Source organism: Klebsiella sp. RHBSTW-00215 (assembly GCF_014103785.1).
Classification (GTDB): domain Bacteria; phylum Pseudomonadota; class Gammaproteobacteria; order Enterobacterales; family Enterobacteriaceae; genus Klebsiella.
Map to the genome: position 1 here is coordinate 1,272,935 of NZ_JABXQS010000001.1, position 18,636 is coordinate 1,291,570.

The 18,636-nt window shown below is 55.2% G+C and carries 18 protein-coding genes; 11 read left to right on the plus strand and 7 right to left on the minus strand.

Going from position 1 to position 18,636, the window contains the following annotated elements:
* Window position 1 precedes the first annotated feature (1 nt).
* A complete protein-coding gene (pyrE, locus tag HV127_RS06130) occupies window positions 2–643 on the minus strand; it encodes an orotate phosphoribosyltransferase (protein ID WP_182235315.1) in 642 nt (213 codons plus the stop codon).
* 65 nt (window positions 644–708) lie between these two features.
* Window positions 709–1,425, minus strand: coding sequence for a ribonuclease PH (gene rph / locus HV127_RS06135; protein ID WP_110276957.1), 717 nt, complete (start codon window positions 1,423–1,425; stop codon window positions 709–711).
* Between the two features lie 125 nt (window positions 1,426–1,550).
* Here rph and HV127_RS06140 point away from each other — a divergent pair, with 125 nt between their 5' ends.
* Window positions 1,551–2,414, plus strand: a complete 864-nt coding sequence (locus HV127_RS06140) for a YicC/YloC family endoribonuclease (RefSeq protein WP_110276956.1) — start codon at window positions 1,551–1,553, stop codon at window positions 2,412–2,414.
* A gap of 60 nt (window positions 2,415–2,474) precedes the next feature.
* Here HV127_RS06140 and HV127_RS06145 read toward each other — a convergent pair whose 3' ends face one another.
* Window positions 2,475–3,734 carry a chloride channel protein gene (locus HV127_RS06145; protein WP_182235316.1) on the minus strand — a complete coding sequence of 420 codons (1,260 nt, stop codon included), beginning with the start codon at window positions 3,732–3,734 and terminating at the stop codon, window positions 2,475–2,477.
* Window positions 3,735–4,008: 274 nt separating this feature from the next.
* Here HV127_RS06145 and HV127_RS06150 point away from each other — a divergent pair, with 274 nt between their 5' ends.
* A complete protein-coding gene (locus HV127_RS06150) occupies window positions 4,009–4,626 on the plus strand; it encodes a trimeric intracellular cation channel family protein (RefSeq protein WP_110276954.1) in 618 nt (205 codons plus the stop codon).
* 5 nt (window positions 4,627–4,631) lie between these two features.
* Here the strand turns inward: HV127_RS06150 and ligB are convergent, their stop codons facing one another.
* Window positions 4,632–6,308 carry an NAD-dependent DNA ligase LigB gene (gene ligB, locus HV127_RS06155; RefSeq protein WP_182235317.1) on the minus strand — a complete coding sequence of 559 codons (1,677 nt, stop codon included), beginning with the start codon at window positions 6,306–6,308 and terminating at the stop codon, window positions 4,632–4,634.
* Window positions 6,309–6,565: 257 nt separating this feature from the next.
* Between ligB and gmk the strand changes: the two genes are divergently transcribed.
* The 7 genes from gmk (at window position 6,566) to fpr (ending at window position 14,345) form a co-directional block, all read left to right on the plus strand.
* Complete coding sequence (gmk, locus tag HV127_RS06160; protein WP_110276951.1) at window positions 6,566–7,189, plus strand: guanylate kinase; 624 nt, start codon at window positions 6,566–6,568, stop codon at window positions 7,187–7,189.
* A 54-nt stretch (window positions 7,190–7,243) separates the two neighbouring features.
* A complete protein-coding gene (gene rpoZ, locus HV127_RS06165; RefSeq protein WP_110276950.1) occupies window positions 7,244–7,519 on the plus strand; it encodes a DNA-directed RNA polymerase subunit omega in 276 nt (91 codons plus the stop codon).
* 18 nt (window positions 7,520–7,537) lie between these two features.
* The gene (gene spoT / locus HV127_RS06170) at window positions 7,538–9,658 is read left to right on the plus strand and encodes a bifunctional GTP diphosphokinase/guanosine-3',5'-bis pyrophosphate 3'-pyrophosphohydrolase (RefSeq protein WP_182235318.1); all 2,121 of its coding nucleotides are present in this window, start codon (window positions 7,538–7,540) and stop codon (window positions 9,656–9,658) included.
* A 4-nt stretch (window positions 9,659–9,662) separates the two neighbouring features.
* Window positions 9,663–10,352: a tRNA (guanosine(18)-2'-O)-methyltransferase TrmH gene (gene trmH / locus HV127_RS06175; RefSeq protein WP_181484430.1), complete on the plus strand. Its 690-nt coding sequence runs from the start codon at window positions 9,663–9,665 to the stop codon at window positions 10,350–10,352.
* A 5-nt stretch (window positions 10,353–10,357) separates the two neighbouring features.
* The gene (gene recG, locus HV127_RS06180) at window positions 10,358–12,439 is read left to right on the plus strand and encodes an ATP-dependent DNA helicase RecG (protein ID WP_182235319.1); all 2,082 of its coding nucleotides are present in this window, start codon (window positions 10,358–10,360) and stop codon (window positions 12,437–12,439) included.
* Window positions 12,440–12,492: 53 nt separating this feature from the next.
* Window positions 12,493–13,503: a class II fructose-bisphosphatase gene (gene glpX / locus HV127_RS06185; RefSeq protein ID WP_182235320.1), complete on the plus strand. Its 1,011-nt coding sequence runs from the start codon at window positions 12,493–12,495 to the stop codon at window positions 13,501–13,503.
* Window positions 13,504–13,598: 95 nt separating this feature from the next.
* Window positions 13,599–14,345 carry a ferredoxin--NADP(+) reductase gene (gene fpr / locus HV127_RS06190; protein ID WP_182235321.1) on the plus strand — a complete coding sequence of 249 codons (747 nt, stop codon included), beginning with the start codon at window positions 13,599–13,601 and terminating at the stop codon, window positions 14,343–14,345.
* Here the strand turns inward: fpr and HV127_RS06195 are convergent, their stop codons facing one another.
* Window positions 14,346–14,774 carry a DUF805 domain-containing protein gene (locus HV127_RS06195; RefSeq protein ID WP_004126694.1) on the minus strand — a complete coding sequence of 143 codons (429 nt, stop codon included), beginning with the start codon at window positions 14,772–14,774 and terminating at the stop codon, window positions 14,346–14,348. It abuts the gene before it with no gap.
* A gap of 112 nt (window positions 14,775–14,886) precedes the next feature.
* Between HV127_RS06195 and HV127_RS06200 the strand changes: the two genes are divergently transcribed.
* A complete protein-coding gene (locus tag HV127_RS06200; RefSeq protein WP_182235322.1) occupies window positions 14,887–15,486 on the plus strand; it encodes a DUF1454 family protein in 600 nt (199 codons plus the stop codon).
* Between the two features lie 108 nt (window positions 15,487–15,594).
* Window positions 15,595–16,362: a triose-phosphate isomerase gene (gene tpiA, locus HV127_RS06205; RefSeq protein WP_181484425.1), complete on the plus strand. Its 768-nt coding sequence runs from the start codon at window positions 15,595–15,597 to the stop codon at window positions 16,360–16,362.
* Window positions 16,363–16,464: 102 nt separating this feature from the next.
* Here tpiA and HV127_RS06210 read toward each other — a convergent pair whose 3' ends face one another.
* Together HV127_RS06210 and HV127_RS06215 are read right to left on the minus strand one after the other, a co-directional pair.
* Entirely contained in the window at window positions 16,465–17,769 is a 1,305-nt protein-coding gene (locus HV127_RS06210; RefSeq protein ID WP_182235323.1) for an SLC13 family permease, read from the minus strand.
* Window positions 17,770–17,867: 98 nt separating this feature from the next.
* Window positions 17,868–18,590: a GntR family transcriptional regulator gene (locus HV127_RS06215; RefSeq protein WP_182235324.1), complete on the minus strand. Its 723-nt coding sequence runs from the start codon at window positions 18,588–18,590 to the stop codon at window positions 17,868–17,870.
* Window positions 18,591–18,636: the final 46 nt, after the last annotated feature.

The window sequence follows — 18,636 nt, forward strand, 5'->3', positions numbered from 1 at the left end:
CTTATACTCCGTACGCTTCGCGATAGGCGCGAACCGACGCCAGATGTTCAGCCATTTCCGGCTTCTCTTCCAGATAACTGATCAGCTCTTTCAGAGTCACAATAGAAATCACTTTGCAGCCGTAATCACGCTCGACTTCCTGAATCGCGGAGATTTCGCCGCGTCCGCGCTCCTGGCGATCCAGAGAAATCAGTACACCGGCTAACTCCGCGCCGTTGGCCTGAATAATTTCCATCGATTCACGAATCGCAGTACCTGCGGTGATGACGTCATCCACCAGCATCACGCGGCCCTGTAGAGCGCTTCCCACCAGGTTGCCGCCTTCGCCGTGAGTCTTCGCCTCTTTACGATTAAAGCAGTACGGCAGATCGCGGTCATGGTGTTCCGCCAACGCGACAGCTGTAGTCGTGGCGATTGGAATACCTTTGTACGCAGGGCCAAACAACAGATCAAAATCAATCCCGGAATCCACCAGCGCTTCGGCGTAAAAACGGCCTAACAATGCCAGATCGCGCCCGGTATTAAACAGGCCGGCGTTGAAGAAATAGGGGCTCTTACGCCCGGATTTCAGCGTAAATTCGCCAAACTTAAGGATCTGCTTGCTAAGCGCAAACTCAATAAACTGGCGCTGATACGGCTTCATGGATTCGCTCCTCATCATACTTTTCTACAGATATAAAAAAGGCGACTTCTCAGTCGCCTTAAAAACTAGTTTTCTAACGCCGCTTTCTGCGCCGTCACAATGGATTCGATACCCCCTCGGGCCAACGCCAGGAGGGTGAGGAGTTCTTCATGGGTGAACGGCTCACCTTCCGCCGTACCCTGCACCTCAATGATGCGACCGTCTTCGGTCATCACCACGTTCATATCGGTTTCCGCCGCGGAATCTTCGACATATTCCAGATCGCAAAGCGCTTCGCCTTTGACGATACCAACGGAGACTGCCGCCACCATGCCTTTCATCGGGTTGGTTTTCAACTTACCGGCTGCAACCAATTTGTTCAGCGCATCGGCCAGCGCAACGCAGGCTCCGGTGATAGAGGCGGTGCGGGTTCCACCATCGGCCTGCAGCACATCGCAGTCCAGCGTAATAGTGAATTCACCCAGCGCTTTCAGGTCAACCGCAGCGCGCAGCGCACGCGCGATCAGGCGCTGGATTTCCATTGTACGCCCGCCCTGCTTACCTTTCGCAGCTTCACGCGCGTTACGGGTATGGGTCGCGCGCGGCAGCATGCCATATTCTGCGGTGATCCAACCCTGACCCTGGCCTTTCAGAAAGCGCGGAACACCTTCATCGATAGAGGCGGTACACAATACTTTGGTGTCACCGAATTCGACCAGCACGGAGCCTTCTGCGTGTTTCGTATAATTACGGGTAAAGCTTACTGGGCGCACTTGGTTAGCGCTACGATCTGCTGGACGCATGAGGTTCTCTCCGGCTTGAAACGAATGTGGCTGCGCATTATACGGATAATGCGTGCTTATTCCTATCCTGATAAGGACTCGAAAGCTATAATCCCCCCCACTCTCCTTTAAAAACAGGAACGTCTATGATCCGCAGTATGACCGCCTACGCCCGGCGTGAAATCAAGGGTGAATGGGGTAGCGCCGCGTGGGAACTGCGCTCGGTAAACCAACGATATCTGGAAACCTATTTCCGTCTGCCGGAGCAGTTTCGTAGCCTGGAGCCTGTTGTACGCGAGCGTATTCGCTCCCGTCTGACCCGCGGTAAAGTCGAATGTACCCTGCGTTTTGAGCAGGATCCGAGCGCCCAGGGCGAGTTGATTCTCAACGAAAAACTGGCAAAGCAGCTAGTTAACGCCGCTAACTGGGTAAAAATGCAGAGCGACGAAGGCGAAATCAACCCGGTCGACATCCTGCGCTGGCCTGGCGTTATGTCTGCTCATGAGCAGGATCTGGACGCCATTGCCGCTGAAATCCTGAACGCGCTGAATGGCGCACTGGATGACTTTATCGTCGCCCGCGAAACCGAAGGTCAGGCACTGAAGGCGCTTATCGAACAGCGGCTTGATGGCGTGACCGCCGAAGTGACCAAAGTGCGCGCCCATATGCCGGAAATTCTGCAATGGCAGCGTGAGCGTCTGGTCTCCAAGCTGGAAGACGCGGAAGTGCAGTTGGAAAACAATCGCCTCGAGCAAGAGCTGGTTCTGATGGCGCAGCGCATTGACGTCGCCGAAGAGCTGGATCGCCTGGAAGCGCACGTCAAAGAGACGTGGAACATCCTGAAGAAGAAAGAAGCGGTCGGCCGCCGTCTCGACTTTATGATGCAGGAGTTCAACCGCGAATCAAACACGCTGGCGTCTAAATCCATTAATGCCGAAGTGACGAAATCTGCAATCGAGTTGAAAGTACTGATTGAGCAAATGCGCGAGCAGATCCAGAACATCGAGTAATATCGGGTTCTACCAACATTAAGGGCCAACACTCCGGCCCTTTTTTATTTTCAGCACATCTCAGAAGAAATACTTTTTATCCAGCACCCGACAGGTTAAAAATGCCCCCGCCGCACACAGAAGCATGGGAGCCAGATAGCTGTGATCCATATGGGTAAACTCCATCACCAGTACTACCGCCGTTAGCGGCATCTGCATAGATGCGGCAAGAAATGCCGCTGCGCCGACAAGAGCAAAACTGCTGTAATCCCCTCCGGGAAATATCTGCTGCCAGAGCATGCATAGCAGCAGGCTGCTCAGACCGCCGACCGCCAGCCCCGGCGTCAGTAGCCCGCCCTCCGCGCCTCCACGCAGCACCGCCAGGATGACGACCATTTTTAACACCAACAGTATCGCCGCAACAGGAAAGTTCAATCCATCGCTAAGAGCCAGCTGCATGGGCCCTTTACCATTTCCCGGAAGCTGAGGAAAATAGAGGCTCAGGACGGCAAGCAGGGAAAATGCCAGCAGGCAGAAAACCGGCATCTGCCAGTTTGTTCGAACGTGCGAGCGAGCGGTGCTGGTTGCTTTGCGAAAAAGCCAGGCCCCGGTACCAAGAATGGGCCCCGCGATAATCGCCCACCAGAGAAATGAATGCGGAAGCACGCCGGAAGCAAAATAGTATTGCGATTCATCACCCAGCCCCAACGTTGCCGTCCATGCAGCAATAGCCGACGTGATGATAGCCGCCAGCGTTTTTTCCCAGCTAAACGACAGCAGCATCACTTCAAGGCTAAACAACGCGCCCGCCAGAGGGACGTTATACACTGCCGCCAGCCCTGCTCCGGCACCACAGGCAATCAGCGTTCGGGTTTCATCCTCATAAAGCCCCATTTTACGCGCCACTATACCTGCCCCCAACGCCCCCATTTCCCGCGGAGCAACCTCGCGTCCCAAGGGCGATCCCAGCGCAACGGTGACTATCTGCAACAGTGCATGGAGAGTCGTCATCCCAGTAGGCATTGGCACAGAAGGTTTAGCGACAGCCGCCGCGATAGAAATCCGCTTCTGACCATAGCGCGCAAGCAGCCACCAGCCGAATCCTGCTATCGCACCACCTGCCACTATTGCCGTGATACGACGAGGCCAGGGCGAATCCGTTACACCCTGTAAAAATGACTCCGATCCGACGATCCGTTCAAGGCTATAGCCAAAAGCCAGGTGCTGAATCGCATGTAAAATCATCGCCAGAACCATACCTGATAGACCGGCCAGCACTCCCGTTAAAACAACGGCAATCAGGCGGGTCAGATAATTTTTATTGTCAGCGGCTGTGGTCATTTTCTCAGGCCTTGAATAAGGAAAATAAAAGCATAAAGGTCGAGAGTTAAATATTAGGTATTCATAGCGTATCCAATATAGATACAGAATGACGCCTTAATCATTATTTTTTCTAATCCATATAATTTTAAAAATCACCAACAAACCCTATTTAAAAGGTAATAAAAACAACATATGCATTACTTTTTCCTGGCCAAACTCATTCACCTTAGAAAATCTCAATCGTGATCTCCCGCACAAATCGCTAACCTTTCGCCATCATTATGGGGGAACTATGCTGCTTCATATTCTTTATTTAATTGGTATTACGGCGGAAGCGATGACCGGCGCGCTGGCTGCCGGGCGCCGCCGTATGGATACGTTCGGCGTTATTATCATCGCAACCGCGACGGCCCTGGGCGGCGGTTCAGTGCGCGATATTCTGCTCGGCCACTACCCACTGGGCTGGGTGCAACATCCTGAATACGTCATTATTGTCGCAGTCGCCGCGGTCCTGACTACCATCGCCGCACCGGTCATGCCGCATCTGCGTCGCCTGTTTTTGGTACTGGATGCTCTGGGCCTGGTAGTGTTCTCAATCATCGGCGCTCAGATCGCGCTGGATATGGGCGAGGGCCCGGTGATCGCCTCCATTGCCGCAGTGATAACCGGCGTCTTCGGCGGCGTACTGCGCGATATGTTCTGCAAGCGCATCCCACTGGTGTTTCAGAAAGAGCTGTACGCTGGGGTCTCGTTCGCCGCCGCCGTTCTTTATATTGCCCTACAGCACTACGTCAGCAGCCACGATGTGGTGGTTATTTCCACCCTGCTGTTCGGCTTTACCGCCCGCATGCTGGCACTGCGCTGGAAGCTGGGCCTCCCGGTCTTTCATTACAACCATAGCGCACATTGATTCTTTCAGAACCCCGCAATTCGTTGCCCGCTGAGCCACTTCGCCAGCGCGGCAACATCCGGGTTATGTAAAAAAGCCACTAGCTGCCGCGCCCTTTCTGCCCCAATTCCTGGTAAACGTCGCCACTGCTCTTCGTTTCGATCCCGTAACTGCTGCCAGTCGTCCTTCGCCATTTCTGAAAACGCTGTTTTTGGGATGGGTATCCCCATAGCCTGTACCCAGCGCAAAAAGGGCTGCTCACGCGCCAGATTAAACTGGTGCCACAACTGCTGCCCGCGCTGTGCAGATATTCCCGGGATCGTTTGCAGTTGCTCTGGCGTAAACGCCAGCCATGAAAAGAGATGATCCATGCGTCGGGCATCGTGTACAGTGCGCCACAATGTCTCTCCAGCGCCGTCAATATCAAGGATCGATCGGGATGAGAGCCAAACCAGCCGTGAGAGAAACTGCTCTGCGCACTCAGGGGTGGCGAAAAAACAGCTTAATGCATTGAAACGAGTTGGAGGGGGCTGGGGTTTATTACGCTGGGCGGTACGCCAGACCACCGAATCGATGCGCGGTATTCCCTGCCCGGCGAGGCTAATTTGCAGCTGATCGCCAATGCCGATGTCCAGATTTTGCCAGCGGGATACCGAGCCAACGCTCACCCGCTGCACGCGCTTATCATCCAACTGCTGCGGCGTGAGCTGCGCGACCACGGCGATTTTACCGCTGCGCCCGATGCTGAAGCTGATACCGCGAACCTCCATAACCCGTGACGCGGGTGGATATTTCCACGCAATCACCCAATCACCCTGCCCCGGCACCCAGAAACGCCCGGCTGACTCTTGCCTCTGGCGCGCCACAACGCCATCAGTAGCAAAAGGCAACGGTGAAGTGAACCAACGTTGACGCCACTGCTCAACCTGCTGCGCATTAGCAACAGAATGCGAAAAAAGTGCGCTATGAAGAAAGCCGCTCTGGCGCAACAACGCCTGGCGCTGATTCATATCTGCCGGGCCATCAGGCCATGCCCAAATAAACACACCCAGCTTATCAAGCTCGGTCGCAACGTCCTGTCGCATCATCATGCCCGCGACTTTTGCCCGCGCGTTCATACCACCCATCTGCTTTTGCACATGCCCCGCGTTATGCAGGAACAGCTCGCCCTGTAACACGCTGTTAGCGAGTTCAGTGCCAACAACCTTAGGTATGGAAGGGATCTGTAATACCCTGGCCGTCCAGTCCTCTCCCGCCAACCCGTTTCCCCGACTGATTGCCTGCGTCAAACGCCCTTGCCGATAAACCAGCGTAACCGCTACGCCATCCACTTTGGGCTGCACCCAGAGGTCGGTTTTGCCACGCATCCAGCGGGCAACGCTGGCTTCATCCGCCAGTTTACGCACGCCAGTGTGAGCAACCGGATGCCGGGTATCGCCCTTTAATGACGAAAGTTCATCGTGAGCGGGGGTTTCACTGACAAAGCAGCGTTGCCAGTAGGACAGTCGCACCGCAAGCTGGTCGTACACCTCATCGCTGACCACGCTCTTACCTTGATGCCAGTAAGCGTTTTTCCACTCGTTCATCTGCTGACTGAGACGTTTAATTTCCTGTTCAGCCCTGGTCTGCGACCACGTTGGGCAGGCTGCCTGCCCGTATCCCACCAACATCCATAACACCAGCGCCCAAATTCCCTTATGCATGGCGATGCCCTCCTGTTTTCTCGCCACGCATTGTGCCGCAGGTTTATTTTCGTCAGCGATAAGGGATTTTTAACCCTGCGAGCAGACATCCAGGTTTTCTACGTTATTTCTGCAACGCCCAGAGAAATCAGGGAAACAGCAAGCAAAATGAAAGAAACAGCGCAAAAAGTGTGACAGAGACTGCGTCACGCAGCGGCGGCGTGTATAATAGGCTCGTATGTAAGCTTTATTTCGACCACCACATACAAAAGACACTCATGGCTCAAGGCACGCTTTATATTGTTTCCGCCCCTAGCGGCGCGGGTAAATCCAGCCTGATTCAGGCTTTATTAAAAACCCAACCGTTGTACGACTCTCAGGTTTCTGTTTCGCATACCACACGCGCTCCGCGCCCGGGTGAAGTGCACGGTGAACACTATTTCTTTGTTAATCACGACGAATTCAGGACGATGATTGGCAGAGATGCTTTTCTTGAACATGCAGAAGTCTTTGGCAACTATTACGGCACCTCGCGCGAAACTATCGAGCAGGTACTGGCGACTGGCGTCGACGTCTTCCTCGATATCGACTGGCAGGGAGCGCAGCAAATCCGCAAAAGAATGCCTGGCGCGCGCAGTATTTTTATTCTGCCGCCGTCAAAAGATGAGCTTGACCGTCGCCTGCGTGGCCGTGGTCAGGACAGCGAAGAGGTTATCGCGAAACGTATGGCGCAGGCAGTTGCAGAAATGAGCCATTACGCGGAATATGATTACCTTATTGTGAATGATGATTTTGATACCGCCTTAAGCGATTTGAAAATCATTATTCGCGCCGAACGTCTGCGCATGAGCCGCCAAAAGCAGCGACATGGCGCTTTAATCACCAAACTGTTGGCAGACTGAACCCACATTCAGTATCATGCCCAGTCATTTCTTCACCTGTGGAGCATTTTAAGTATGGCACGCGTAACTGTTCAGGACGCTGTAGAGAAAATTGGTAACCGTTTTGACCTGGTACTGGTCGCCGCGCGTCGCGCTCGTCAGATGCAGACAGGCGGAAAGGATCCGCTGGTACCGGAAGAAAACGATAAAACTACCGTTATCGCACTGCGCGAAATCGAAGAAGGTCTGATCAACAACAAGATCCTCGACGTTCGTGAGCGCCAGGAACAGCAAGAGCAGGAAGCCGCTGAATTACAAGCCGTTACCGCTATTGCGGAAGGTCGTCGTTAATCACACAGCGGGTCGCCCTTGTATCTGTTTGAAAGCCTGAATCAGCTGATTCAAAACTACCTGCCCGAAGAGCAAATTAAGCGTCTTCGGCAGGCTTATCTCGTTGCACGTGACGCTCACGAGGGCCAAACACGTTCAAGCGGTGAACCCTACATCACGCACCCGGTTGCGGTAGCCTGTATTCTGGCCGAGATGAAACTCGACCATGAAACGCTGATGGCCGCCCTGCTGCACGACGTGATTGAAGATACCCCCGCCACCTACCAGGACATGGAGCAGCTTTTTGGTAAAAGCGTTGCTGAACTGGTAGAGGGGGTGTCGAAGCTTGATAAGCTTAAGTTTCGCGATAAGAAAGAGGCTCAGGCCGAAAACTTTCGCAAAATGATTATGGCGATGGTGCAGGACATCCGCGTCATCCTCATCAAGCTTGCTGACCGCACCCACAACATGCGTACCCTGGGCTCATTACGCCCGGACAAACGTCGCCGCATCGCCCGCGAAACGCTGGAAATCTACAGCCCTTTGGCGCACCGTTTAGGTATTCATCACATCAAAACCGAGCTTGAAGAGCTGGGCTTTGAAGCGTTGTATCCGAACCGCTATCGCGTCATTAAAGAGGTCGTAAAAGCGGCGCGCGGCAACCGTAAAGAGATGATTCAAAAGATCCTCTCCGAAATCGAAGGGCGTTTGCAGGAAGCGGGAATTCCCTGTCGCGTAAGCGGTCGCGAAAAACACCTGTACTCCATCTACTGCAAGATGGTGCTCAAAGAGCAACGTTTTCACTCGATTATGGATATCTACGCCTTTCGCGTGATCGTCCATGATTCTGACACCTGCTACCGCGTGCTTGGCCAGATGCACAGCCTTTACAAGCCGCGTCCAGGTCGCGTCAAAGACTATATCGCCATTCCGAAAGCGAACGGCTATCAATCTTTGCACACCTCGATGATCGGCCCGCATGGCGTCCCGGTTGAGGTACAAATTCGTACCGAAGACATGGACCAGATGGCGGAAATGGGGGTTGCGGCGCACTGGGCTTATAAAGAGCACGGCGGCGAGAGCAGCACCACGGCGCAAATCCGCGCCCAGCGCTGGATGCAGAGCCTGCTGGAACTCCAGCAGAGCGCCGGTAGCTCATTTGAATTCATTGAGAGCGTGAAATCCGATCTGTTCCCGGATGAGATTTACGTTTTCACCCCGGAAGGTCGTATTGTCGAACTGCCCGCTGGCGCCACGCCGGTGGATTTCGCCTACGCGGTGCATACCGATATCGGCCATGCCTGCGTCGGCGCACGCGTCGACCGCCAGCCGTATCCGTTGTCGCAGTCGCTTTCCAGCGGCCAGACGGTGGAAATTATTACCGCGCCGGGCGCACGACCAAACGCCGCGTGGCTGAACTTTGTTGTCAGCTCGAAAGCGCGCGCCAAAATTCGTCAGTTGCTGAAGAACCTCAAGCGCGACGACTCCGTAAGTCTCGGACGCCGCCTGCTCAACCACGCCCTTGGCGGCAGCCGTAAACTGGCTGAAATTCCACCGGAAAGCATTCAGCGTGAGCTTGAGCGCATGAAGCTGGCAACGCTTGACGATCTGCTGGCCGAAATCGGCCTCGGTAACGCCATGAGCGTGGTGGTAGCCAAAAACCTGCAACAGGGTGATACCACCTCGGTACCCGCGCAGCTGACATCATCCGGCCACAACCATCTGCCGATTAAAGGCGCCGATGGCGTGCTGATTACGTTCGCCAAGTGCTGTCGTCCGATTCCCGGCGACCCAATCATTGCGCACGTCAGCCCTGGCAAAGGCCTGGTTATCCACCATGAATCCTGTCGTAACATTCGCGGTTATCAAAAAGAGCCGGAGAAATTTATGGCGGTCGAGTGGGATAAAGAGACCGCGCAGGAATTTATCACCGAAATCAAGGTGGATATGTTTAACCACCAGGGTGCGCTGGCTAACCTGACGGCGGCGATCAACACCGCTTCATCCAATATTCAAAGTCTGAATACGGAAGAAAAAGATGGTCGTGTGTACAGCGCCTTTATCCGCCTCACCGCGCGCGATCGCGTGCATCTGGCGAATATCATGCGCAAAATTCGCGTCATGCCGGATGTGATTAAAGTCACCCGTAACCGAAATTAGTCTTATGAATGCACAGCGTTATGCGCGTATCTGCGAGATGCTCGCCAGGCGTCAACCTGACCTGACGGTCTGCATGGAGCAGGTCCACAAGCCTCATAACGTTTCTGCGGTGATTCGTACCGCAGACGCCGTTGGCGTACATGAAGTGCACGCCATCTGGCCCGGCAGCCGCATGCGCACCATGGCCTCGGCGGCAGCAGGCAGCAACAGTTGGGTACAGGTTAAAACGCACAGCACCATTGGCGATGCAGTTACGCATTTGAAAGACCAGGGGATGCAAATCCTGGCAACGCATCTCTCCAGTAAAGCCGTTGATTTTCGTGAAATCGACTATACCCGCCCCACCTGTATTCTGATGGGTCAGGAAAAAACCGGTATTACTCAGGAAGCATTAGACCTGGCGGATCAGGACATCATCATTCCCATGATTGGCATGGTGCAATCGTTGAACGTCTCTGTCGCCTCCGCACTGATTTTGTATGAAGCTCAGCGTCAGCGGCAAAATGCCGGCATGTATCAACGCGAAAACAGTATGCTGCCGGAAGAAGACCAGCAGCGACTGCTGTTTGAAGGCGGATATCCGGTGCTGGCGCGGGTCGCGAAGCGCAAAGGTCTACCTTATCCTCACGTCAACGAGCAGGGTGAAGTCGAAGCCGATGCCACATGGTGGTCCACGATGCAGGCCGCAGGATAAAATATATGCAAGGTCGCCTGTTAGATGCCATCCCCCTCAATACCCTAACCGGCGTTGGCGCGGCACAGAGCAGTCGACTGTCGAAAATCGGCCTGCATACGGTGCAGGACCTCCTCCTGCATCTGCCGTTACGCTACGAAGACCGCACCCACCTGTACCAAATCGGCGAACTGCTGCCTGGCGTGTACGCGACCGTTGAAGGCGAAGTCCTCAACTGCAACATCACTTTCGGCGGACGCCGGATGATGACCTGCCAGATTAGCGACGGCTCTGGTATCCTCACCATGCGCTTTTTCAACTTCAGCGCGGCGATGAAAAATAGCCTGACAACCGGGCGTCGCGTGCTGGCTTACGGCGAGGCGAAACGCGGTAAATACGGCGCGGAGATGATCCATCCTGAATACCGCGTGCAGGGCGATATGAGCACGCCTGATTTACAGGAAACGCTGACCCCGGTTTATCCCACCACTGAAGGCATCAAGCAGGCCACGCTGCGCAAGCTGACCGATCAGGCGCTCGAACTGCTTGAGACCTGCGCCATCACCGAGCTGCTGCCACCTGAGCTGGCACAGGGGATGATGAGCCTGCCGGAAGCACTGCGCACGCTGCATCGTCCGCCGCCGTCACTGCAGCTTAGTGAGCTGGAAAGCGGCAAGCACCCGGCACAGCAGCGCTTAATTCTGGAAGAGCTGCTGGCGCATAATCTCAGCATGCTGGCGCTACGGGCGGGAGCCCAGCGTTATCACGCTCTGGCACTCAGCGCGAACGACACGCTAAAAGACAAACTACTGGCATCTCTGCCCTTTACGCCTACCGGCGCACAGGCGCGCGTGACGGCGGAAATCGAGCGCGATATGGCGCTGGACGTGCCAATGATGCGCCTGGTTCAGGGTGACGTGGGTTCTGGTAAAACCCTGGTTGCCGCACTCGCCGCGTTGCGGGCGATCGCCCACGGTAAGCAGGTCGCACTGATGGCGCCCACCGAACTGCTGGCTGAACAGCACGCCAATAACTTCCGCAACTGGTTCGAACCGCTGGGCATTGAAGTTGGCTGGCTGGCCGGGAAACAAAAAGGCAAAGCGCGTCTGGCGCAGCAAGAGGCTATCGCCAGCGGACAGGTGCAGATGATTGTCGGTACCCACGCTATCTTTCAGGAACAGGTGCAGTTTAACGGCCTGGCGCTGGTGATTATTGATGAGCAGCACCGCTTTGGCGTTCACCAACGCCTGGCGCTGCGGGAGAAAGGCCAGCAGCAGGGTTTCCATCCGCATCAGCTGATCATGACAGCCACCCCCATTCCACGCACCCTGGCGATGACCGCTTACGCCGATCTCGATACCTCGGTTATCGACGAACTGCCGCCGGGCCGTACACCGGTCACCACGGTAGCCATTCCCGATACCCGACGCAGCGATATTATCGATCGCGTGCGTAACGCTTGTACCCACGAAGGCCGTCAGGCCTATTGGGTCTGCACGCTGATTGAAGAGTCGGACCTGCTGGAAGCCCAGGCGGCGGAAGCTACCTGGGAAGAACTGAAGCTCGCGCTGCCGGAGCTGAATATCGGCCTGGTGCACGGGCGCATGAAATCCGCCGATAAACAGGCAGTGATGAGCGCATTTAAGCAAGGTGAGCTACATCTGCTGGTCGCCACCACGGTTATCGAAGTCGGAGTGGACGTGCCCAATTCCAGCCTGATGATCATCGAAAACCCGGAACGTTTGGGGCTGGCGCAGTTACACCAGCTCAGGGGGCGCGTCGGGCGCGGCGCGGTAGCCTCCCATTGCGTACTGCTCTATAAATCTCCACTCTCGAAAACCGCTCAGAAACGATTACAGGTACTGCGCGACAGCAACGACGGTTTCGTTATTGCCCAGAAAGACCTCGAAATACGCGGTCCCGGCGAGCTGCTCGGTACCCGCCAGACCGGCACCGCTGAATTTAAAGTGGCGGATTTAATGCGCGATCAGGCCATGATCCCGGAAGTTCAGCGCATCGCCCGTCATATTCATGAACGTTACCCGCAGCAGGCCATTGCGCTTATCGAGCGCTGGATGCCGGAAACCGAACGCTATTCCAACGCGTAGCGCGAACGTCACCTCGCCACGCTGCGCATAATTTTTCTTCAGATGAGTGAATCATGAAACGAGAACTGGCTATCGAATTTTCGCGTGTCACCGAAGCTGCTGCCCTGGCAGGCTATAAGTGGTTAGGCCGCGGTGATAAAAATACCGCCGACGGCGCTGCGGTCAACGCCATGCGCATTATGCTCAACTTGATCAATATCGATGGCACCATCGTGATTGGCGAAGGCGAAATCGACGAAGCGCCGATGCTGTACATTGGCGAGCGCGTTGGTACCGGCAAAGGCGATGCGGTAGATATCGCCGTAGACCCCATCGAAGGCACTCGCATGACGGCCATGGGCCAGGCCAACGCGCTGGCGGTGATGGCGGTAGGCGATAAGGGCTGCTTCCTGAACGCGCCGGATATGTATATGGAAAAGCTGATTGTCGGTCCGGGCGCGAAAGGTGCCATTGATATGAACCTGCCGCTGGCGGAGAACCTGCATAACGTCGCCCGCGCGCTGAATAAACCGCTGAATGAATTAACGGTCACCATCTTAGCTAAGCCTCGTCACGACGATGTCATTGTTGAGCTACAGAAACTGGGCGTGCGCGTGTTCGCCATCCCCGACGGCGACGTCGCGGCATCCATTCTGACCTGTATGCCGGACAGCGAAGTTGACGTCATGTACGGCATCGGCGGCGCACCGGAAGGCGTCGTCTCAGCCGCCGTTATCCGCGCGCTGGACGGCGATATGAACGGCCGTCTGCTGGCGCGTCATCACGTTAAGGGCGACAGCGAAGAGAACCGCCGCATCGGCGAAAACGAACTGGAACGCTGCCAGACGATGGGCATCGAAGCAGGCAAAGTGCTGCGTCTGGACGAGATGGCGCGCAGCGATAACGTCGTTTTCTCCGCCACAGGCATCACCAAAGGCGACCTGCTGGATGGCATCACTCGCAAGGGCAACATGGCGACCACCGAAACGCTGCTGATCCGCGGCAAATCCCGCACCATTCGTCGCATTCAGTCGATTCATTATCTCGATCGTAAAGACCCGGATATCCAGCTGCACATCCTGTAAAACATTTGATCAATAGAGCTTTCCAGCCTTTTCGGGCTGGAAATCTTCTCTCGTCGCGGTGAAGATACGCTAACGAGATTGAGAGGAGAGACGCGATGGCAAACTGGGTTACAGGAAAAGTGGTAAAAGTACAAAACTGGACTGATGCACTGTTTAGCCTCACCGTTCACGCGCCGGTTGATCCGTTCACCGCCGGGCAGTTTGCCAAACTGGGCCTTGATGTTGACGGCGAACGCGTGCAGCGGGCCTACTCCTACGTCAACGCCCCCAGCAATCCCGATCTTGAGTTCTATCTGGTGACGGTGCCAGAGGGCAAACTCAGCCCACGCCTGGCCGCACTGAAGCCGGGTGATGAGGTGCAGGTTGTCAGCGAGGCCGCTGGTTTCTTCGTGCTGGAAGAGGTGCCTGATTGCGACACGCTGTGGATGTTAGCCACCGGCACGGCAATTGGCCCGTACCTGTCGATTCTGGAAGAAGGGAAAGACCTGGATCGCTTTAAAAATCTGGTGCTGGTCCACGCCGCACGTTATGCCGCCGATCTCAGCTATCTGCCGCAGATGCAGGCGCTGGAACAACATTATGCGGGCAAGCTGCGCATCCAGTCGGTCGTCAGCCGGGAAACCGTACCGGGCATGCTAACGGGACGTATTCCTTTCCTGATCGAAACCGGCGCGCTCGAAGAGGCCGTTGGTCTGCCGATGAGCGCTGAAAGCAGCCACGTCATGCTGTGCGGTAACCCGCAGATGGTGCGCGATACCCAGCAGTTGCTCAAAGAAACCCGGCAGATGAGCAAACATCTGCGTCGCCGACCGGGCCATATGACCGCCGAGCACTACTGGTAATCAGGACTCCGCTTTCCAGCGAACGTCCAGCGTCTCTTTGCCAAACTTATTTGCCCCCTGGGTGCCGACAAACGCGCCCAGGTCGATAAGCATCATGACGATGATCAGCGTCGGTATAAACCGCCCAACGCCCCACTGCCAGACGCCGGGCAGCATCGACCAGTTTCCCGCCAGCAGCATCCACGCCAGAATCATCAATAGCGCCCACAGGCCTGATTTACCACGATCGTGTAAACGTTTAATCGTGACCGCCGCCGTAGGCCACAGCAGGCATACCAGGATAAAAGCCGCAGTCTGCAAATTGAGAAGATTACTGCCAGCCAGCGTGAACAGCGCGCTCATGGTCATAATCCAGATGGCAATCCAAATCCAGAAATCACGACGCCCGATGCGCCCTTTAATTGAGAACAGCCACTGCTGTAAGGTCATATTTTATTCCTTATCATCATCACCTGCGTAGTTTACCCTGAAGGCGTGACTTTTTGACAAGCGTGGCGGTTCCCGTTTTAATCGTCAGCAGGCAAAAAAAGGAAGGACGGGCATGAAGAAGTGGGCAACCTTGTGTTTGATTGGGCTGACAGCGCTATCTGTCGGCCAAAAGGCGCTGTCCGCTGAATCTGATTCCGCCGCTACGGCTCCCTATGTTCTCTCCGGTGCGCCGGTCTTTGACATCTCGATCAGCGAGTTTCGGGAAAAATTTAATACCGACAACCCAAAGCTACCGCTTAATGAATTCCGTGCAATATCCTCCAACCGCGATCGGGTAAACCTGACTCGCGCAGCCAGCAAAATCAGCGAGAATCTTTACGCCTCTACCGCTCTTGAGCGCGGAACGCTCAAAATTAAATCGATGCAGGTCACCTGGCTACCGATCCAGGGGCCGCAGCAGAAAGCGGCGAAAGCCAAAGCGCAGGAGTATATGAGCGCGGTTATACGTGCTTTCGTGCCGACGCTTAGCCAGGCGCAAAGCCAGCTGAAGTTGCAAAAACTGCTGACTGCAGGGAAAGGAAAACGCTACTTCACGGAAACCGAAGGCGCAGTGCGCTATGTGGTGGCGGATAACGGCGAAAAGGGGCTGACCTTCGCTGTTGAACCGATTAAGCTGGCGCTATCTGATACGCTGGAAGACAACAATAAATGACAAAAAGCAAAGCCTTTCCAGTGATGAATCTCTATACTGTTTCACAGACCATGCTGCCCTCGGGGGCGGCTATATTCCTTAATTCGCTTTGAAGCGTGGAGAATTAAAATGCGACATCCTTTAGTGATGGGTAACTGGAAACTGAACGGCAGCCGCCACATGGTAAACGAGCTGGTTGCTAACCTGCGTAAAGAACTGGCTGGCGTTACCGGCTGTGCAGTTGCAATTGCTCCGCCTGAAATGTACATCGACCTGGCTAAACAAGCCGCTGCGGGCAGCCACATCCACCTGGGCGCGCAGAATGTTGACCTGAACCTGTCCGGCGCATTCACTGGTGAAACAAGTGCTGAAATGCTCAAAGACATTGGCGCCCAGTACATCATCATTGGTCACTCCGAGCGTCGTACCTACCACAAAGAGTCCGACGAACTGATCGCTAAAAAATTCGCGGTACTGAAAGAACAGGGTCTGATCCCGGTTCTGTGCATCGGTGAAACCGAAGCAGAAAACGAAGCGGGCAAAACCGAAGAAGTTTGCGCACGTCAAATTGACGCCGTTCTGAAAACTCAGGGCGCAGCCGCATTCGAAGGCGTAGTTATCGCTTACGAACCAGTATGGGCGATCGGTACCGGCAAATCTGCGACCCCTGCTCAGGCTCAGGCGGTTCACAAATTCATCCGTGACCACATCGCGAAAGCTGATGCGAAAGTCGCTGAACAAGTGATCATCCAGTACGGCGGTTCCGTTAACGCAGGCAACGCAGCTGAGCTGTTCACCCAGCCGGACATCGACGGCGCGCTGGTTGGCGGTGCATCTCTGAAAGCAGACGCTTTCGCAGTGATCGTTAAAGCAGCAGAAGCGGCTAAAAACGCGTAATAGCTTTACCAGGGACCTCCCCGGTAGCGCTTCGCAACCGGGGAGGTCCCTGGTAGCCCGGACAAGGCGCGTCAAGCGCCGCCTCCGGGTTTTCTTATCCCGCTACAGTTTTCCCAACGCTTGATACCACAAATAATCCAGCGGTAGCAGAATTAAATAGCTCACCGCCGCCAGCGCGATACACAGCAGCATTCCCGCTCGAGCAGGTACTTTCCCAAGTCCCATAGCCACTACAATCGGTGATGCCTGATACGGCAGCAACGGCGTGGAATACCCCAGCACCTGAATCATAATCACGCTCAGCAGCGGAAAGCCGGTGGCGTCGGAAAAACTCTGCGCGAAGGTGGTATACAGCGCTGGTACGCCGTTGGCAGTCATAATAAAGTTCAGCGCGCTGGTAATACCGGTCAATGCGAGAAAACTGGTAAACGGACTCTCTTTATCCAGCGGCATAATATGCAGCAGCGCATTTCCCATCACGCTACCGATACCCGTCTGGGTGACAGTGATCGCCAGCCCCAGAATCCCGGCAACGTAAATACAGGTACGAATATTTACGCCGCTGGAAAACTCTTCGCCGTTGATAAAACCAACGCGCGGCAGAAGCGTTATCACCGCCGCCGCCAGCCCCGTCCAGGCTGGCCCCACGCCGTGCCAGCTCTCCGTCACCCACAGCGTCAACACCACCGCTAACAGCCATGCAAGGCGCTTCTCATCATGGCTCATCGGCGGCAGCGGCGTCATGTCGCGCGGCGGATGCGGTTTTCCGGGAAACAACCAACATATCAGCGCAACCAGTACCGCCCCTTTTAGCCAACCGAGCACCGGCGTGTGCAGCAATAAATAGGGTAGATAATTCAGGTGGATACCGTATGAGCCTTCCGCCGCGCCGCTCATGACCAGATTCGGAACGTTAGCAGGCAAAATGGTCGCCGACAGCTGGAAGGTGCCGAAGCCAACCGCCAGCGCCAGCCCATACCAGCCGCGCGTACCATCCTCAATCCCCGCGCGTTTTGCCATCGCCGCCACAATCGGCATCAGCAGCGCAATGCGCCCCATATTGGACGGCATAACAAAGGCTAAGGCATAGCTGAGCAGCACCACGCTGCCGACCATCAGCGGCCAGGAATCGGTCAGCCGCGACGAGAGCGAGCGGGCCGCCCTGTCCGCCAGCCCGGTTTTGCGAATAGCGATCCCCAGCACAAAGCCGCTGAACACCAACCAGAAGGCCGATGAAGCAAAGCCGCCAAAGATAACCTCCGGCGGCGCGATTTTGGCGATCATCGCGGCGGCAAAAAACAGCAACGCGGTCATAAACTCCGGCAGTAACGAAGTCGCCCAGAGCAGAATCGTGATGCCAACGATGATGGAAGGAAGGAACAGAGGATGGGACAACCAGAGCGACATACCTGTCTCCTGACGATTTTTTCAGCAAGAATACGATGGACAGTAAAGCAGGTAAATGCCAGATATAGTGGGGTTATCGCAGGATTGGAGCAGATAGATCAGTGATAATGAATTTCGCCAAAGTATTCAGACAGCACATAATAACGGCAATATTCAAACGGGCTATCGTGTCCGGCTTGAAATGTCTGTCTGGCGACAGATAACAGCGGTTTATTCGCGGCAATTTGCAATTTTTCACACAGTTCGGCGGAAGGTAAAATCGCCTCAACTTTTTCAATCGCCGAGTCGCTGGTCACGTTCAATAGCGAATAGAGCGACGTATGCTCCAGCGCCTGCGGCGTCAGTTCCAGTCCAGGAAAGAAGCTGAGATCGAGATAAATCTTCTCATGGTTGAACGGACGGTTATTCAGGCAACGAACACGCGAAATATAAAGATAATGATGCTGTGTGGGCAGGCTCAGGCCATCAGCCTGAGCATCGCGCGCGCGACGCGGCGCGATTTCCAGAATACGGTTCTCAATCGCCACGCTGGCGTCCTGGAGATCGCTGGTAATACCGCGAAACGTGTGGCCATAGCTCACACCTTCCGGCACGGAGCAGACTACCGAACCGCTCCCGCGTTGGGACGAAATAATCCCCGCATTGATCAGCTCGCTCCAGGCCTGTTTCACCACAATCAGCGAGACGTTATAAGTCCTGGCAATCTCTTTTTGCGTCGGCAGCTGGCTGCCTAAAGGCAAAGACCCATTCTGGATCTGCTGACAGATGATAAAAAATAGTTGCTTATAAAGCGGAGTAAAGCTCGTTTTATCAACCTGCAAACTGCGCACCTCACGTCTTCGCCAGCAGGGGACGTGTTACCGTCCC